Consider the following 16,766-nt stretch of genomic DNA (forward strand, 5'->3'; position numbering starts at 1 on the left):
TATTCAACAGCCTGAATGATAAGCCGTTTCGGTAATGGTATGGTCTGACGGCTCCATACTGGTAGCTAAGATTGTCACCCTGTTCTCGAAAGTTCTTCATCTATTGCTCATAGTAATATCTGCTATTGCTGGTCGATAGACGCATAACAGTATTCTTTCCGTGACCAACACTCGGGGGAAACATAGGCTTTGTAAAAGGAGAATTTAATGAGACAACCGTGATTTAGATGACTTTTTAGCCTGAATAAATCTTGCCCTGTTCCAACGACTGGCATTGTTGAGTTTACGGCGGTAACACGAGGGTATATACGCGATAGGAAATGTTTATGCCAAGGAGCCTGCTTTACCCCGAGGGTTGATTGGTGCTTTCATACGACGTCCCCAAAAAACGAAAAGGACGAGTGCCAGCATGACAAGGTTAAAAGGCGTGTTTGCTGCCTCGCCACGAGACAAATGAAAGCCAATGGCGCACATCAGAAGTACAGCGCAACCCAAGGCTGCAAGTACAGTCAACTCTGGTTTGATACGGGTAAGCGCCGGTAAAACGATACCTATGCCGCCACATAGATCAATTACACCCGTTAAACGAAGGAGGTTCGGGTATTCTCCTGCCCAGGGCCACATTCCGGCGAGCGTAGGAATAGGCGTAACCGACTTAAATAGTCCCGTGCCGATAAAGACCAGGGCAACCAGTGCCTGGACGATCCACAAGGCAATGTGAAGGGTTTTTGATTTCTTCTGCTGACTTATCATACTGGTTAAGTAGTAGTTGATTGGTCTAGCAAAGGTCCCTACTTTTACTTTCAAAAAAGTAATCAGTTACCTGAACGTAAGCAGTATGATTTTAACAGAGGGCAAAACGAAGCATGTCGATTGTATAGAACAGATGCTCCCGATCCGTGATGCGCTGGATGTTATAAGCGGCAAATGGAGAATGTTGATTTTAACGTCAATTATGCATGGCAACCGGCGTTTTAAGGAAATAGAGACGAGCATTCCCAAAATCAATCCCAAGGTTCTTTCCAAAGAATTGAAAGATATGGAAGAACATCAGTTGATTAAACGAATAGTCCATAACGACCATCCTATTTTAATTGAATATATAGCCACCGATTATTCACGTTCGTTAAAAAAAGTAATGATGGAACTGCATACCTGGGGTGTTAATCACCGTAAACAACTATTCGGAAAATAACTGCCAGCCAAATTCAGCATAAAAGTTGTACCGTGGCACAACTGCTTAATTACGTCCTACATAGAGCTAATAATTTATTAATTAAAGGAATTGCGAAATTCTAAAGGCGAAAAATTAGTTTTGTTCTTGAATAATTTGCTAAAAGACTGCGAATGTTCAAATCCTAATTCATAGGCAATTTCGCTTACGGTTAAATCGGTAGTGGATAATTTTTCCTGCGCCTTTTCTATCAATTTATCGTGTATATGTTGCTGCGTAGTTTGACCTGTCAATACTTTTAACAACACACTTAAATAATTAGGTGACATGTTCAACGCTTCGGCAATATATTGAACAGTTGGTACTCCTTTTTTTGCTAAAGTATCGCTGTTGAAATAGTCTGTAAGAATACCTTCCAAGCGATTAAGAAGCTTATGGTTTGTGATTTTTCGGGTTATGAATTGACGATGATAAAACCGTTCAGCATACGTCAATAATAATTCAAGCTGAGCAATAATTAAATCCTGGCTGAATTTGTCAATAGCCGAGTGATACTCCTGCCCAATGTTTTGCATAATGCCCGTAATCATGGCTTCTTCTTTTCCTGAAAGATGCAACGCTTCATGTACCGAATAGCTAAAATATTCGTATTGCTTTATTTTTTTTGCTAAAGGTGTATTCCATAAAAAGTCGGGATGAATGAGTAATAACCATCCTGTATGTTTTAAATCCTCATCTGCCTCGATTGAAAAAACCTGACCGGGCGAAATGAAAATTAGTAAACCTTCGTCAAAATCATATTCCTGCTGACCATACTTCATCTTTCCATTAAAATTTCGCTTAAGAGCGATGGAATAGAAATCATGTATAAGACTTTTCGGCTTATCGTCTGGTAGACGTTTAATAGCGTCAAAATTGATCACACTAATTAACGGATGCTCCGGTTTTGGCAAACTCATGAGCTGATGATATTCCGTTATGGTTTTAATTTTATGAGGTTGTGTATTTTTCATTAGCCAAAGAATGAGGTTTATACGGTTAAGTGGTACAAAAAAGGTAATTGTGGTTGATGTGGTGGCAGATTTGACCCACATCAACCACAATTACCTTTTTAAAAAGCAGCCGCAAACTCCGTTGCAAAATCTGCCAGCTTTACATTGCCCATAGCGATTGGTTTGTGTCGATCATAATCTTCCCGTAGTGCTCCACTGTGAACACTATCAAACATTTCAACAAGATTAGCCGCAAGTTGCGTTGGTACTCCATTCGCTTCTAAACCGCTTTTCATTTGTTCACTAGTAATAACTTCCCATTTCAACGCTGGTTTTCCAATAGCGTCACCTAAAATACTCGCAATTTCATTGCCAGTAAGTTCATCACTAGCAATATATCGCACTTTTTCGCCGATGGTGGGTGTCACAATTTCTTCGGCAATTACAGTAGCAATATCTATTGGGGACACCATTACTATTTTGTCTTCACCGCCATAGTTTGCCGCCATAAAGCCTGCCCCTTTTATCATATCGACAAAGCTGTACAGATTGTAATAGAAATAAGTAGGGCGCAGATGCGTAATGGCTACATCTGACAATTTATCCAAAATGCCTTCTACATCGTGAGCACCAAGGATGGGTCCAGTGCCCTTATCTAAATCCGCGCCGTAACTGCTAAGATTAACCACACGCTTTATACCCGCCTGCCCGATGGCTTGTGCATAATTACTGCCAATTCTCTGGTAATGCGGTCTCGAATCGGGTACGGTAAAATTCGGCGGTACCATAGTATACACTGCATCGGCACCGGTGAAAGTAGCAACCAAAAAATCTACATCTTCCAGTGAGCCAATAGCAGCGGTGGCGCCTAGGGCTTCAATGTCTTTCTGTTTTTCGGGCTTGCTGCTGATAACCGTCACTGCGTGTCCTTCTTCTACCAACTCCTTGGCCAGTGGCTGGCTGATGTTCCCTAAGGAACCTGTAACTATAATTTTCATTTTTCTGTTTTTTTTACTGTTGCAAAGGTCCTCAGCAACACAGAGACAGGTGTAGTCAAATCTATTGTTGTTGTAGTCAAAACAAGAATTCGTATTGTTAATACCCTTTACTGCTTTTTAAGCCAGTTATCTAATAAGACTAATCATTAAAAGTAATTCTATTGAATTGTCTCACAGCCACGCCCGTTCTGAACAGATTCTGGAGCTAGTAGAAATAGGCTGGTAAAGATTTGTAGTAGGAATAATTCGTCTAGTTCGATACTGGGTTCGATTAACCTTATCAGCTATCTCGGCGTATGTCAGGCCTTCTGTCCCATAGAGCAGGGCAATTCTATAGCCTGAATACTGTCATTTTACATATAAGTATTTTTGGCTTGTGTGGTTACTTCTTTATGAGTGGCCTGTACAGTAAATTTTTTTCGGTTTACCGAGTTTGAAGTTTTGAGTCTTTTTCTGTGCCAGATTGAAGCGCGTCCCGCTTCATATTGAGTAAACGCGGCACCAGATAGTGCGATTCGATTTTACGCTCACCTTGTCCCATAAGTAGAGAGACCAGTTTTCCGATAGGCGAAATGTAACCCTCAAGCTTTACCGTTTTGGCTTATATTCTTGTAAGTTTGGGTATTCTCTCCGAAGTGAAAAACGCTACTTGTGTAGATTTATTTCTCCTGAAAGTGGAAGCTATCAGCCGTAAATAAAAACAGATTCAGCTTTTAACATATTTAGAACAATAGTTAATATACTCTATTAATGCTTGTCATTAGTTATGAAAAGTATATTAAGGTATCTTGTAAGATAATTATATGATCATAAGGTAACTAAGGGGTAGGTAAATCAAATTTACGGTTATAATTGAACAGCTCAATAGTTAGAATGTATCCGGGCTGTTGTTTTAGTAGTCACCAATCGATTATATCAACCAATTTTTAATTAAAGGTTCGTTACTAATTTCGTTATTATTGAAAACTGCAAATCTCGTCGCTGTTTTAGTGGTGTTGGATTATCGACCGACATCTGCGTAGCAAGCAAGCTTCAATACCCCGTCGATCGAGTGCCAGGCTTCATCTTGATTCGAACTCTCTGGTTTTATCCGTCAACTCCGGTGTTAGTTGGCGATTCATGAAGATTTACGGATTTAAGCCTCCGTATTTTGTAAATACGACAACATAATGATTAACAAGCCTTTTCCCCTCGAAGTTAAACCTATGTCCTTTTCGAAATCTTCTGCTTCGGTGTTAAATTGGCAATCCGTGTTTGTCTACATTACCAACTACTCAACGGCTAAACGATCCCGCTTGCGACCCTACCCTAATGAATTATACCCGATGGAAACCTATAGGGTAGAGTTGCTGGCTAAAAAAACAGGTGATAAGAGCTGGTTTAACTAGCTTTCCTTCTATGAATATTCCTTTAGGAACTGCCCGGATAACTGGGTTTGCCGAAACTAAACCCGGCGAGCACACCCTGTTTTTTTTTACGCCAGTGCTCAATAAACAGGGGCGAATAGTGGATTTGCAGCTACACCAGACAGCTACGTCCGGGCCAGACAGTTCGAGCGCCTGCTTGTCTGACTGGATGGTGCCCCAATCGAGCGCCTTATTAGCTCCGCTCTGGCCAGCCTTGGAAAAAGGTGCCTGCTGTTCCTTGAGTTATGAACTAGCATCCAATCAGCCGGGTAAATTAACGTTTACACCCCTCAATGGCGGTTATTTGGTCGAGCTTCAGGCGGGTAGTACGCTCCCCTCACCCTTATCACCGGACCCGCTTTGGGGGCTAATGAGGGTTCAGATACAAAAAGAAGAACGTCGGCGGGTGGGGGCTATGCTCCTCCAGTTACTACCACAACGAGTACCTTGCCAGCAAGCCGTTATTTACGCCTTCGATGTTACTCTCCAGACTGCCCAGGTGCAAAGCCAACTGATTGAAGAGCAAACCACCAGGCTGGCCGCCATTTTCGGAACTGACATCGATTTCTTTCGGGTAGGGCAGACCATCGTTTGCCAACAGGTCGAGGCTCACACCACGGGGGTAGCGTTTACGTTATCCTTATACCAGCAGGGCTATCGTTCGTTCATGCTGGTCCCCCTGTTAGAGGATGGACAAGTGATTGGCGCTTTACTGGTGGCGCAGGATCAACCCTTTTTTTTTACGGACGATTATCAGAGTCTTATCCGGAACCTTATCCAGGAGCTGTTCGGGGAACAGCTCCTGGATAAAGCCCTGATAAGTTCACTCTCCCCACCAGTGGACACTAGGAATCAATTGCTGGAGGCTATTGTGTCCAATACACCGGTGGGACTGACCCTTTTTCGCCCCCTATGGCAACAGGGCCAAATCACGGATTTTGCCTTCTTATTGACCAATCCAGCCAATGCGGCCATACTTGGGCATAGCATCGCGGAAATGGCTGGTCAAACGGTCAAAACTTTATTTCCCCAGACATCCAGACTTGGCCTGCTCGAGCGGCTGGTTGGGGTTGTTCGTACGGGCGTATCCCTGCAATACCAGAAACATGTTCAGTCTGATGGTATTTCTTTATGGGGACACTTTACGCTGACTCGGGTGGGAGAGAATGTTCTATTCACCATCATGGATATCTCCGCCCTGAAGCAAGCACAGGCCAAGCTTCACAAAAAAAACGAGAAGTTAGCGAATCAGATTTTAGCCCATACGAAACATGTTAGTGAACTGTCGGTGCTCCAAAACGCCATCCTGAAACATGCCGGTCAGGCCATTCTCTCCACCGGTATTGATGGGGTAATCCAGACTGCCAATCAGGCATGTGAGACGTTAATGGATTATTCTATCCAGGAACTCATTGGTCTGGTTCCTCGCGCAATGCCTGGAACAGCCGAAAACCCCTTCCCCGTAATTTCTTGTCATCCTTACGAAGGAACCAACTCAAAGATACCCTTTTTCCAGCTTGCACTGGCCGGACAGGGTCATGTCAACCAGGAATGTGTGATCATCGGCAAGCATGGCCGACCGGTACCGGTGCTCTTATCGGCCAGTACTCTACAGGATGAGGATGGAACAACGATCGGCTATATTGGGATTGCCTCGGATATCTCCGCCCTAAAGCAAGCCCAGGCCAAATTACGCCAGAAAAACCAGGAGTTGAGTACCTTCTTTGAGGGTGCGCTGGACATGCACTGCATTTCCGATAGTCAGGGGATGATATCGGAAGTCAATAAGGCTTTCCAAACGGCCTTAGGCTATTCGGCCGCCGAGCTGACGGCGATTCCTTTTTTGTATCTGATTCATCCCGACGAGCAGAAATTTGTCTATCAGCAATTGCTGTCGAACATCCTTCAGCAACCGGTTCGCAACCAGATCAACCGAATGCGTCGAAAAGATGGCACTTACCGCATCATTGAGTGGACGGCCATTGGCATTGATGATCGGGTATATGGGTCTGCCCGCGATATCACCGAACGTCAGCAGAACGAGATACAGGTACGCAATCTTAACCAGCGGCTGCAACTGGCCACGCAAGCCGTCGGCCAGGGTATCTGGGAACAAGATCTGGAGACGGGTATCCTCGTCTGGGAAGACCGTCTGTTGAAAATTATTGGTATAGAGCCGGGGCGGACCGATTGGAGTTTTGAGAAATTTATACACATGATGCACCCGGAGGACCGGGCTACTTTTGTGGAAAGCACTCAACAGGTTACGCACCAAGGGTCGCAAGACGATAAGTTTTCAAGTGTTTGCCGGATTATCAAGCTGGATGGTACCACCGTCTACTTAGAAACGCATGGCCTGGTCGTGAAAAACCAGGATGGCCATCCGGTTCGTGCCATTGGCGTCGCCTGGGATGTAACGGAGCGAAAGCTGGCTGAAGCCGCCCTGCGGGAAAGTGAACAGCGGTTTCGGGAGATTGCCGATAATGTCGATGAGGTCTTCTGGATTCACTCGGCAGAGCCGTTCCGTCTACTCTACCTTAACCCGGCCTTTGAGCGGGTCTGGAACCGAAGTCGTCAGACTACATTCGACGATATGACCACGTTTACGGATGACATCGTGACTGAAGACCGGCCTGCTATAGATGCGTTTTTTAGGGATTATATGGCTGGCATAGAAGGCCAGTTGGACTGTCGACTACAGCGACCGGATGGGTCAAGGTGCTGGCTGTCGGTCCGCACCTTCATCATCCGAGATTCGGCTGGTAAAATCACCCGGCATATTGGCATTGCCAATGACATTACCAGCCAGAAAGAAAAAGAGTTTGTCCTCCAGCAATCGTTGCACCGAGAGCAGGAACTCAATCAACTTAAGTCCCAGTTCGTCTCAACAGCCTCCCATGAATTCAGAACCCCCCTGATGACCATCCAATCCAGTGTCGATTTGATCGGGCGGTATCTGGACTTCCCTCCGGACCGCGCCAGACCATCGATTCAAAATCATCTGGGCGTTATTCAAAAAGAAATCGAAAAGTTCAGTACGCTTCTGACCGATATGCTGACCATCGGCCAGATCGAGGCCGGAAAAATAACCTTCATGCCCCGCTGGATCGATGTGCTGGCTTTCTGTGAGACGCTGATCGACACCCATTTCAGTGAGCGCCCTGATGAGCGGCTTGTTCAGATTGTCATCCAGGGAACACCCCGTAGCGCTTATATCGATGACAACCTGATGAGTCATGTGCTGATCAATCTATTGTCGAACGCCTTCAAGTTTTCCAATGGTAATCCGGAGTTGCGGCTGGCCTTTGGGGACCATCAGCTAACGCTGCAAGTCATCGATCAGGGTATTGGCATCCCGGCGGCTGATGTGGCTAATTTGTTTCAGGCTTTTTTTCGGGCCAGTAACACGGTTGGCATCCAGGGTACGGGGTTAGGCCTGGTGATTGCGCGGCAGTTTGTGGAGCTTCATGCTGGTACGCTGGAGCTACAAAGCGAGTCGCATAAAGGAACGGTCTTTACCATCCTCCTCCCCTTAGGCTCACCCGATCAGGCACTGATGGAGGAAGTTATTACCCCCATGCGGGGTTAATGTTGCCCATCACCTACCCATTTACCGCTAAAGCCATGACTACTCAACTCTTACTAATTGAAGATGATGTCCAGTACTGTTTAGTCCTGAAATTAACGGGAGCGTTTACCCTGCTTTACTACACAAGTTTATTACGGTTTTTCCACGGGTCTGAACAGCGTCTGCTCCCATTATTGCCAGAAAGAATTTAATGCTTTTCTATTCGGCAGAGGTGTAAAGAGACCTACTGATACACCTTGATAAGTCATTTTTATTAAACATACTTTTTTGTCTCCGAGTTATACATTCTTACTCGCTTTAACAGCGTGCAAAATGGCTGTACTAAACGATGCTGATTCCTCCACCTCTCGCAGAGGAAACCAAGAGGCTGGATGCCTTGAAAAGTTATGATATTCTGGACTCCTTGCCCGAGTCCGACTATGACGATATTACCAACCTGGCGTCTCAAATCTGTCAGACCCCGATCTCGCTGATTAGTCTGATCGATGATAAACGCCAATGGTTTAAATCCAATCATGGGCTTGATATCCGGGAAACGCCCCGTGAATTTTCTTTTTGTGCTCATGCCATCACCAATCCGCAGGAAACCTTAATCGTACCTGATTCACGGGAGGACGAACGCTTTGCAGAAAATCCGCTTGTTACGGGTGACCCTCATGTCGTTTTTTATGCAGGGGTGCCCCTGGTCGATGCTGACGGTTTAGCCCTGGGCTCCCTGTGTATCATCGACGATAAACCGAAGCAATTGAGCCAGGCTCAACTGGTCGCCTTACGAACGCTAGCCAACCACGTGGTAACTCTGTTAGCTTTACGGAAATCCAACAAGGCATTACGACAAAGCGAACAGCGCTACCGAAACCTGGCGGCTGAACTCGAACAGCAAATACAGGCCCGTACTGAAGCGCTCACGGTAGCTAATGCCGAGTTAGGTGAAGCAAATGAATTGTTGATTCGGGCCAATGACAACCTGCAAAAGTTTGCCTCTGTGGCCTCCCATGATCTGCAGGAGCCGCTACGTAAAATCCAGTCGTTTGGCAATATTCTGCAAAGTCAGTATGCCGACCAGCTTGGCGAGGGACGTACTTACCTGGAGCGTATGCAGTTGGCAGCCGGTCGCATGTCTGCCCTGATCCGAGACTTGTTGAGTTACTCGAGAATAGCCGCTCTTCATGACAATCGCCACATGGTCTCCCTGTCAGTGGTGGTCCAGACCGTAATCACCGACTTAGAGCTGGTGATTGCCGAAACGGGGGCAGTTGTCAGGGTCGAGTCATTACCCGACGTGTTAGGTGATTCCATTCAGTTGGGCCAGCTCTTCCAGAATTTACTCAGTAACGCCCTGAAATTTAGTCGGCAAGACCGCTCAAAACAGGCTGTTCCGGCAGTCCCCCTGATTCAAGTTAGTTCTCAAACCCTCCTGGCCAGAGACTTGCCGTCCGGCGTGAAGCCCTCATTTTCGGCCCCTACTTATTACCGGATCGATGTGACTGACAACGGCATTGGCTTTGATCAGAAATATGCCAATCGGATCTTTGAGGTCTTTCAACGTTTGCATAGTAAAAGCGAATTTGCGGGTACAGGCATTGGCCTGGCCATCTGTGAGAAAGTGGTGACTAATCATGGGGGCGCGATTATGGCCACCAGCCGACCCGGTAAGGGGGCAACTTTCAGTGTGTATTTGCCCAACTAAACAAGTAGCTTCCTTCAATGGCTAAGAGTCTACGAATGGCGCTATTTGGTTCTGAAACCAACTGGCTGTGTGTCAGGACGTAGTGACCTAGTGGGAGGGAGGAACTTACAATTAGGTCCATTGAACTACATAATCCGGCCTCTTTCTGATTTTATCGCCAGACACAACTGCGCGAAATTTGATGGCAAGGTTATTTTATAAACGATTCACATAGAGTCTGGTCCTCGGAACTATCGTCAGGGTACTAAACCTTATTTTGCGTTTTCAATCAATCGACTATGTACTGAGAATGCCATTTGTGAAACAGCCTCCCACAAAAACCGGCAGCGCTGTTGACTTACAGGCTGAAGCGTGCCAAAGAAATAATCCAATCTACACTATCATCAACGGCATTGCTACTCAGCTAATGTTAAAATGCTAGTAGCGGTACAGTGTCAGTTTCTGAATACCAAATTCCCCTACCGGAATGCGAATATGTCGTCCCTGGTGATCCTGGTCGCCGTTCATTCGCCGGGCCGGTTCCCATTTTCCATCAACGTAGGCTCCGTCGTCTAATTGCAAAATGCCTGCATTCGGTCGATCGGCCTTATCAGAGCTGCATGTGATAACGATTCCCGTTCCAGCCACGGTAAACTCATCGGGGCCCGTCTGGATAATCATCCCGCCCGTCATCGGCCATTCTTCCTCTCTGGCCTTTGCTGACCAGCCCAGTGTATAGTCGTGTTTGCAGGTAAAGGTATAGTCCCCCAGGTGAATGGTATCGGTTGCCATTTTCTTGTCGAACAGCATTCCATTCATCCCTCCTTTGCCCTGATTAGCCAGAATCAGAGGACTGAGACTAGACAGGATAACATAGCTTCGAGCAAGGGGTTCTTCTGCTGGTTTAACCGTCGATTCTATCGAGAAGGGGGAAAAGCCCATGGCATTATAATGACCGATGGCATAAAAAACCTGAGCCGCATTAGACGGCTCGAAGCGAATTTCCGGAATAAAAAATGGATTGTCTGGACGGGTATATAGATCGTTCCAGTATTTAAAGTCCGGGTTATAAAAGTCTGGGGAGAAGAAATCCAGCGCGGGCGCGCCCGCTTTCCAAATGTCGATGATATGGGGCAGCGGACCACCGCTTGGGTAATCACCCGGTTTTACGTTTGGCCGGTTTAGTGCCGCATTTACAAACATGGGGAGGGGGTATATGGCCTTTCCTGCTTCCGTTATCTGGTTGGTATACTGCGCCAGATGCCAGGCGATAAATACCTCGTCAGTAGCCAGACTCTTGCCAAATAACGTTTCCCAATTACCACTACTTTTAGCGCCGTTGGCTTGCCAGGCGGTGCGAACCGCTGGTGCCAGCGACGCTTTATTCGTTTGTAAATACTGAATAAGTGGTTGAGGTACAGGCTGCTCAAAAGCCGCATTCGCCAAGGCAGAATGATCTCTGGCATCAGGTAGCATACCGATCTCATTTTCGACCTGAATCATAATAATCGTTTGCTGTCGCCCATCAACGTCACGAACATGCCGCATCAGGGCGCTGAATGCGTTGAGGTCAGCATTTAAATTATTTTTGGAAAACGGAGTCAGAATTTCGTGCGCTTTCCATTTCTTATCTTGAATTCGGGGAAATCGTTTCGTGTCCGTTTTAACCCATCCCGGTACGTAACAGGACATGCTGTTTTTCCAGCTGCCAAACCACAGCAGGACGAGCTTAATCTGGTGCTGGCGGGCGTCTTTGATCAACTCATCAACCAGGGTAAAATCGAATTTGCCCTCTTGAGGCTCCAGTAACTCCCAGTAGATGGGGGCCAGAACAGTATTGAGATGCATCTGCTGAAGCTTAGGCCACATAGGTTTCATGTAGTTCATGTCTGATGCGCTGGAATTACCTAACTCACCGCCCAGCATTAGAAAGGGCTTTCCGGCAACGACTAACTGCGAGGCCGTTCCCTGTTTTTGAAGATGGGGCAGGCTCGTCAAACTTGTGGGAGACTGTGCAGTCGCTGTATAAACGAGCAACAGCGCAATGGCCTGGAAGCCTGCGCGAACTAGCAGTGGAACGAATCGCTTGTTCATACTAACTGAGAGTACAAAAACTGGTTAAGTGGACAAATCTCGCAGATAAGCGACAACGTTTCATTACCCCAATCAGGAAATGATGAAATTGTGAACTAACGTTTATTAATCACTTGAGCGGTTACGAAACAATACCACGAACGATTAATTTCTTGTTAAAGTAGTAATAATAGTGGGTAAAGTTTCTTTGGAGTTAGCTAACGTCCGGTATGAGACTCTATTTAACTGCCTTGGTTCAGACCCCATTAGTTGGGGCATGCTTACTGACTCACCAGTATGGCTCCTGTCAGGTCCGACTTCCCCGTTTGGTCAGTGGCGGAATGGTTTTGCAGCGAGGGGCACCTATAAACATATGGGGGTGGGCTTGCCAGCCTCGCCGTTCACGGCTAAATAATGAGTCTAAAATCGTTGACAACATTCTTCCACTTTGTCAAATGATTAACCCTAGCCGAAGTTCATAAACCCTTAATGATCCGTTTATCACATGAAAACGTTAACCTCTTCTCTAGCATTCGTAGCCCTTTTTTGGCTTGAGTGCTAAAGGACAAGCCCCGGAATCCGATTCAGCCAGACGTGTCTTTATGTCCGCTCAGGCAGTCATTCAAAAACAGTCGGCAGAAGACCACAAGCGGATGATGGATCAGTTGAGCATCAGCTCGCTCCGGCCTGGTCCATCGGGAAATCCGAGTGCGCCTAATGCGGCTAATGTCGATGAGTCGCAGGCAACGCCCTACACCAGTCTGCCTGACCCGCTGACCCTAAAAAATGGCAAAAAAGTGACGACTGCTAAACAGTGGTGGAATGAGCGTCGGCCTGAAATTGTGGAAGATTTTGACCGGGAAATATACGGTCGCCAACCAAAGAGCGTGCCGAAAGTAACTTGGAAAGTGGTCAGTGAAACCAGAGAGATGAACGGCGATTTTTCGGTCATCACCAAAAATCTGGTAGGTCATGTGGATAATTCGGCTTATCCGGCCATCAATGTTGATATTGAACTGACGCTTTCCACCCCGGCCAATGCCACTGGTCCTGTACCCGTGATGATGAGCTACGGCTTCCGGTTTCCGGCGGGTTTCCGCCTGCCAACGTCCACGACAGCGACGTCGGGTACACTGGTTCAGACTGTGAAGCCTGAACCAACCTGGCAGCAGCAACTTCTGGCTAAAGGTTGGGGCTATGCCATTCTCTATCCAACCAGCTACCAAGCCGACAATGGTGCCGGTCTAACAACGGGAATTATTGGTCTGGTCAACAAAGGTCAACCCCGTAAACCCGACGATTGGGGCGCACTGCGAGCCTGGGCTTGGGGAGCCAGCCGCGCAATGGACTACTTTGAAACCGATAAAGCAGTCAATGCGAAAAAAGTAGGGATTGAGGGGTTATCACGCTATGGGAAAGCAACTATTGTCACGATGGCTTATGAGCCCCGCTTAGCGATCGCTTTTGTTGGCTCCTCGGGCGAGGGCGGTGTAAAAATTCACCGGCGTAAATTCGGGGAGCAAGTCGAGAACGTAGCTTCTTCGGCTGAATATCATTGGATGGCAGGAAATTTCATAAAATACGCCGGGCCATTGACGCCCAATGACTTACCCGTCGATGCCCACGAACTAGTGGCGCTGTGTGCTCCCCGCCCGGTTTTTATTAGTTCGGGCTCGCCTAAAGTAGAAGGCAACTGGGTCGATGCCAAAGGTATGTTTCTGGGTGGTGCCTACGCTGGGCCCGTTTACAAACTTCTGGGCAAGAAAGACTTGGGCACTATGGAATTTCCCCCTATTGAAACCGCATTAGTTGATGGAGAAATTGCTTTTCGTCAGCATAGCGGTGGGCACACGACTGGTCCCAACTGGCCGACATTTTTGATTTTTGCTGATCGCTATTTTAAATAGTTACTGGTCGCTAAAGGGGTAAATTCCGGCTCTTCATCCGGAATTTACCCCTTAACTAATTTCAATGCCTGTTAAACAAGGTTTGTAGCAGGTAGGTCAAACCCGCATCGGTTGTGGCTTCCAGTATGTTAAGCTACGCCAGACCCACTCGAAAGGACCGAACCGAAAGTAGTGAAGCCAGAGGGGCGATACCAGTAGCTGAAATACCCAAACGGCACCCACTACGTAATAGAGTTGGTAGTAAGCCAGTTTGCCATAGTAGCCAAAGCCGTAACCGAAGAAAAAGAATGTACAGATAATGCTCTGTAGCAGATAATTGGTGAAGGCCATTTGACCGACCGCAATCAGGGCCTTCATCAGCCAGGGTATCACACGGGAGCGGTATATCAGCAACAGCAAGCTGGCGTGACCCAGGGCCAGCAACACCCGCCGGAAGTCGTAAAGAAGTTGGGGCGACACCCGGTAGGTCTCGACTGTCAGCGCCGGATGCTGGTAAAAATCCACTGTATACTGGACAAAAAACCAACTCAGGGGCAGGCCCAATCCATAGCCCACCAGTAGGATACTAACATAGGTTTGAGTCGTTAATTGGTTGGTCAGAAAACCCCACCCCAGCAGGGCCATGCCGATAAACATCATACCCAGCATGTCCCACGCCCCGTGGTAGGTGAAATAAACGTTGCTACTGACTATTTCCGGCATTAACTGCTTAAAAACGGTCGGGTAGTCGCCCCGAAGGGCCAGTAGGGTTTTGGCATCGGCTTTGGGATCGGGGTTTATGCGGGCCACAAAGCGCTCCCAGCTTGCTTTAGCTTCAAGCTCTTTTTCGGATGGCTTCTGGTGCGCTTTTTCGAGCCGGGTGGCAGCTACATAGCCCAACCGGGACTCGCGAACCTGGTTGGTCCAACTATTGGTTTTGTACAGAGTAATGCCCATACATACCAAGCCCATACACACCAGCCAGATGGGCCTGAGCCGACGGAAAGGATACAGTAACATGCCCATCAGGCCGTAGTTAAACAGGATATCACCCCGCCAGAGCAGGACGAAGGCATCGAATACGCCAAACAACACCAACCACAGTAAACGGCGGTAATAGTATTCCACCACCGTCGGACCATGTATCGAGTTGGTTTTACCACTGGCAAATAGAATCATGCCCGCCCCGAACAACATCGAAAACAACGCACGCATGGTTCCCTCGAAGGCTGTGCCTACGGCTACAAAGGCCACATAATCGTGACTGCCGAGATCTTTGGTTACCGCCGTGATGCCTGAGTCCAGGTAGCCGAAGACCGGAATATTCATCATCAGAATACCCAGTAGGGCTATTCCGCGGATCAGGTCCAGACTCGGAAGGCGTTCTACTCTAGCCACAGGGCTAACGTGACTCGGCCTGACGTGGTCCGACCTGATCTCCCAAGAGCTCAGCTCGGCCTGATGGGGTCCGGCGGAGCGGTGATCATTCGCTATGTAAGCGACTGGGGTAGGCGGGGAAGATGATTCCATAGTTGGAGTATGGGTTAGGCTGGAACAGAGGTTGAGGCAGGCCAAGACAGGGCCACTTTCCGTCCGTAAGTCAATGACGCCAAAAGCCATTCGGCAGGGCCAATCCGGAAATAGCGCAGCCAGACCGTGCTGAAAACAACTTGCAGTAGCCAAATTTCAGCCACGACGAGGTAAAGCGTTTGGAGACGCAAATCACCGAAATACCCAAACCCGTAGCCGTAAAAGAAGATCGAACAAAGCACCGTCTGCAACAGGTAATTGGTTAGGGCTAGTTGACCAACCGCAGCCAGGGCCCGACCCAGCCCGGCACTCCGGCTCAGCCGAAAAGAAAGCATTACCAATGCGGCTAGTCCTACCGCCGAAAATCCCCACTCAACCGGTTGCAGCCAATCGGACAGTGGCCAAACCCCAAGGCTGATGAGTTTGGTAGAATCAATCCATTTCAGTTCGTACGACGGCCAGGATAACCAGGCCAGCGTTTGACTAACGCCCAAGCCAAGCACCGTCACCCCCAGCAGGCGGTAGATGCTGAACTGATTCGTGAAAAAATTTAGTCGAAACAGTCCCATGCCCAGTAGTGTTATTGACATGATTTGCCATAGGTCAAGGGTGTAAAACTGCCACGAATGCCGCCCTTGCAGGGGACGCAGCAGAAAGCTCCAGGCGGTGGGGTAGTCAGTCCGTAATGAGATGAGGTTGGCCTGATCTTTCTTCTTGTCGTAGGCCACCCGTTTGAGCATTCCTTCCCAAACCGATTTGTCCTCTTTCTGCTGGTCGGTTAGCTTGATGTGCTTCTTTTCGAGCGCTACTACGTTCGTATAGCTGGTGAATTTGTCCTGTTGCTCCGTATAATTCCAGTAACCTTTTCCACTAAAGATCAGCCCGGCCACCACCGCCCCAACTACTAAAGCCTGCCCCGATAGCCGCTGCAAAGGGAAAAGCAGCAAGCCTACCACACTAAGTTGAAACAGCCAATCTACGGGTGAGAGTAACAAAAAGGCGTTGACTACGCCTAAGAAGCCCAGCCAAAGCTGTCGCCGAAGGTAACGTTCGTGCTGCTCCGCCGATGCGGTGGCTAAGCCGCCGGTTGCGCTGGGTTTGGTTAGAAACCGTAGCATACCGGCTCCAAATAGCAGTGCTCCCAAAGCAGGTACAGTATTGTCGAAGAAGAGATGTGTAAACTTCAGCAGCCAGTAGTTACCGCCATGTGGCCCTCGAAGCAATTGACCCGATTGGGCCTGCGTTAGCCCAAATACCCGGATGCTTACCAGCAGCAGGCCCAGCACCACTACCCCCCAGAGCATGTTGCCTACCGTTGGAGGAGCTGGTCCGCCACTGACTAAGTTGGCCCCTGGGGATTCAACTTCATGACCGGAATCTGGTGATGGTTGGGTTGAGCGAACTACGAGTGAATCCATGAACGACCTGTTTCGGATAGAAGTGTCTATC

Annotated in this window: 12 protein-coding genes; 6 read left to right on the plus strand and 6 right to left on the minus strand. The window is 47.8% G+C overall.

The features are described from left to right. Window positions 1-324 precede the first annotated feature (324 nt). The gene (locus tag ACFS25_RS09725; RefSeq protein WP_381499305.1) at window positions 325-753 is read right to left on the minus strand and encodes a DoxX family protein; all 429 of its coding nucleotides are present in this window, start codon (window positions 751-753) and stop codon (window positions 325-327) included. Window positions 754-838: 85 nt separating this feature from the next. Here ACFS25_RS09725 and ACFS25_RS09730 point away from each other — a divergent pair, with 85 nt between their 5' ends. Continuing rightward, complete coding sequence (locus ACFS25_RS09730) at window positions 839-1,195, plus strand: winged helix-turn-helix transcriptional regulator (RefSeq protein WP_381499308.1); 357 nt, start codon at window positions 839-841, stop codon at window positions 1,193-1,195. 77 nt (window positions 1,196-1,272) lie between these two features. Here the strand turns inward: ACFS25_RS09730 and ACFS25_RS09735 are convergent, their stop codons facing one another. Next, the gene (locus ACFS25_RS09735; protein ID WP_381499311.1) at window positions 1,273-2,187 is read right to left on the minus strand and encodes a helix-turn-helix domain-containing protein; all 915 of its coding nucleotides are present in this window, start codon (window positions 2,185-2,187) and stop codon (window positions 1,273-1,275) included. A 98-nt stretch (window positions 2,188-2,285) separates the two neighbouring features. Then, window positions 2,286-3,164 carry an NmrA family NAD(P)-binding protein gene (locus ACFS25_RS09740; RefSeq protein WP_381499315.1) on the minus strand — a complete coding sequence of 293 codons (879 nt, stop codon included), beginning with the start codon at window positions 3,162-3,164 and terminating at the stop codon, window positions 2,286-2,288. A 1,205-nt stretch (window positions 3,165-4,369) separates the two neighbouring features. Here ACFS25_RS09740 and ACFS25_RS09745 point away from each other — a divergent pair. From ACFS25_RS09745 to ACFS25_RS09760, 4 genes are all read left to right on the plus strand, one after another. Further along, entirely contained in the window at window positions 4,370-4,552 is a 183-nt protein-coding gene (locus ACFS25_RS09745; RefSeq protein WP_381499317.1) for a hypothetical protein, read from the plus strand. A 10-nt stretch (window positions 4,553-4,562) separates the two neighbouring features. Then, window positions 4,563-8,159, plus strand: a complete 3,597-nt coding sequence (locus ACFS25_RS09750; RefSeq protein WP_381499320.1) for a PAS domain S-box protein — start codon at window positions 4,563-4,565, stop codon at window positions 8,157-8,159. Between the two features lie 35 nt (window positions 8,160-8,194). Continuing rightward, window positions 8,195-8,350 carry a hypothetical protein gene (locus tag ACFS25_RS09755; RefSeq protein ID WP_381499322.1) on the plus strand — a complete coding sequence of 52 codons (156 nt, stop codon included), beginning with the start codon at window positions 8,195-8,197 and terminating at the stop codon, window positions 8,348-8,350. A gap of 137 nt (window positions 8,351-8,487) precedes the next feature. Beyond that, window positions 8,488-9,849 (plus strand): sensor histidine kinase, encoded by a 1,362-nt coding sequence (locus tag ACFS25_RS09760; RefSeq protein WP_381499324.1) that lies wholly within the window; start codon window positions 8,488-8,490, stop codon window positions 9,847-9,849. A gap of 417 nt (window positions 9,850-10,266) precedes the next feature. Here ACFS25_RS09760 and ACFS25_RS09765 read toward each other — a convergent pair whose 3' ends face one another. Continuing rightward, window positions 10,267-11,922, minus strand: a complete 1,656-nt coding sequence (locus ACFS25_RS09765) for a GH35 family beta-galactosidase (RefSeq protein ID WP_381499326.1) — start codon at window positions 11,920-11,922, stop codon at window positions 10,267-10,269. 581 nt (window positions 11,923-12,503) lie between these two features. Between ACFS25_RS09765 and ACFS25_RS09770 the strand changes: the two genes are divergently transcribed. Continuing rightward, the gene (locus tag ACFS25_RS09770; protein ID WP_381499328.1) at window positions 12,504-13,808 is read left to right on the plus strand and encodes a glucuronyl esterase domain-containing protein; all 1,305 of its coding nucleotides are present in this window, start codon (window positions 12,504-12,506) and stop codon (window positions 13,806-13,808) included. Between the two features lie 96 nt (window positions 13,809-13,904). Here the strand turns inward: ACFS25_RS09770 and ACFS25_RS09775 are convergent, their stop codons facing one another. Both ACFS25_RS09775 and ACFS25_RS09780 read right to left on the minus strand, forming a co-directional pair. Next, on the minus strand, window positions 13,905-15,317 hold the full coding sequence (locus tag ACFS25_RS09775; protein WP_381499329.1) for a DUF418 domain-containing protein: 1,413 nt from the start codon (window positions 15,315-15,317) through the stop codon (window positions 13,905-13,907). Between the two features lie 14 nt (window positions 15,318-15,331). Beyond that, window positions 15,332-16,735 (minus strand): DUF418 domain-containing protein, encoded by a 1,404-nt coding sequence (locus ACFS25_RS09780; protein ID WP_381499331.1) that lies wholly within the window; start codon window positions 16,733-16,735, stop codon window positions 15,332-15,334. Window positions 16,736-16,766: the final 31 nt, after the last annotated feature.

Source organism: Spirosoma flavum, from assembly GCF_042686045.1.
GTDB lineage: Bacteria > Bacteroidota > Bacteroidia > Cytophagales > Spirosomataceae > Spirosoma > Spirosoma flavum.

Excerpts from the sequence above, each read along its gene's own strand:
- ACFS25_RS09725 (WP_381499305.1), bottom strand. The coding sequence starts at position 753 with ATGATAAGTCAGCAGAAGAAATCAAAAACCCTTCACATTGCCTTGTGG.
- ACFS25_RS09730 (WP_381499308.1), top strand. The coding sequence starts at position 839 with ATGATTTTAACAGAGGGCAAAACGAAGCATGTCGATTGTATAGAACAG.
- ACFS25_RS09735 (WP_381499311.1), bottom strand. The coding sequence starts at position 2,187 with ATGAAAAATACACAACCTCATAAAATTAAAACCATAACGGAATATCAT.
- ACFS25_RS09740 (WP_381499315.1), bottom strand. The coding sequence starts at position 3,164 with ATGAAAATTATAGTTACAGGTTCCTTAGGGAACATCAGCCAGCCACTG.
- ACFS25_RS09745 (WP_381499317.1), top strand. The coding sequence starts at position 4,370 with ATGTCCTTTTCGAAATCTTCTGCTTCGGTGTTAAATTGGCAATCCGTG.
- ACFS25_RS09750 (WP_381499320.1), top strand. The coding sequence starts at position 4,563 with ATGAATATTCCTTTAGGAACTGCCCGGATAACTGGGTTTGCCGAAACT.
- ACFS25_RS09755 (WP_381499322.1), top strand. The coding sequence starts at position 8,195 with ATGACTACTCAACTCTTACTAATTGAAGATGATGTCCAGTACTGTTTA.
- ACFS25_RS09760 (WP_381499324.1), top strand. The coding sequence starts at position 8,488 with ATGCTGATTCCTCCACCTCTCGCAGAGGAAACCAAGAGGCTGGATGCC.
- ACFS25_RS09765 (WP_381499326.1), bottom strand. The coding sequence starts at position 11,922 with ATGAACAAGCGATTCGTTCCACTGCTAGTTCGCGCAGGCTTCCAGGCC.
- ACFS25_RS09770 (WP_381499328.1), top strand. The coding sequence starts at position 12,504 with ATGTCCGCTCAGGCAGTCATTCAAAAACAGTCGGCAGAAGACCACAAG.
- ACFS25_RS09775 (WP_381499329.1), bottom strand. The coding sequence starts at position 15,317 with ATGGAATCATCTTCCCCGCCTACCCCAGTCGCTTACATAGCGAATGAT.
- ACFS25_RS09780 (WP_381499331.1), bottom strand. The coding sequence starts at position 16,735 with ATGGATTCACTCGTAGTTCGCTCAACCCAACCATCACCAGATTCCGGT.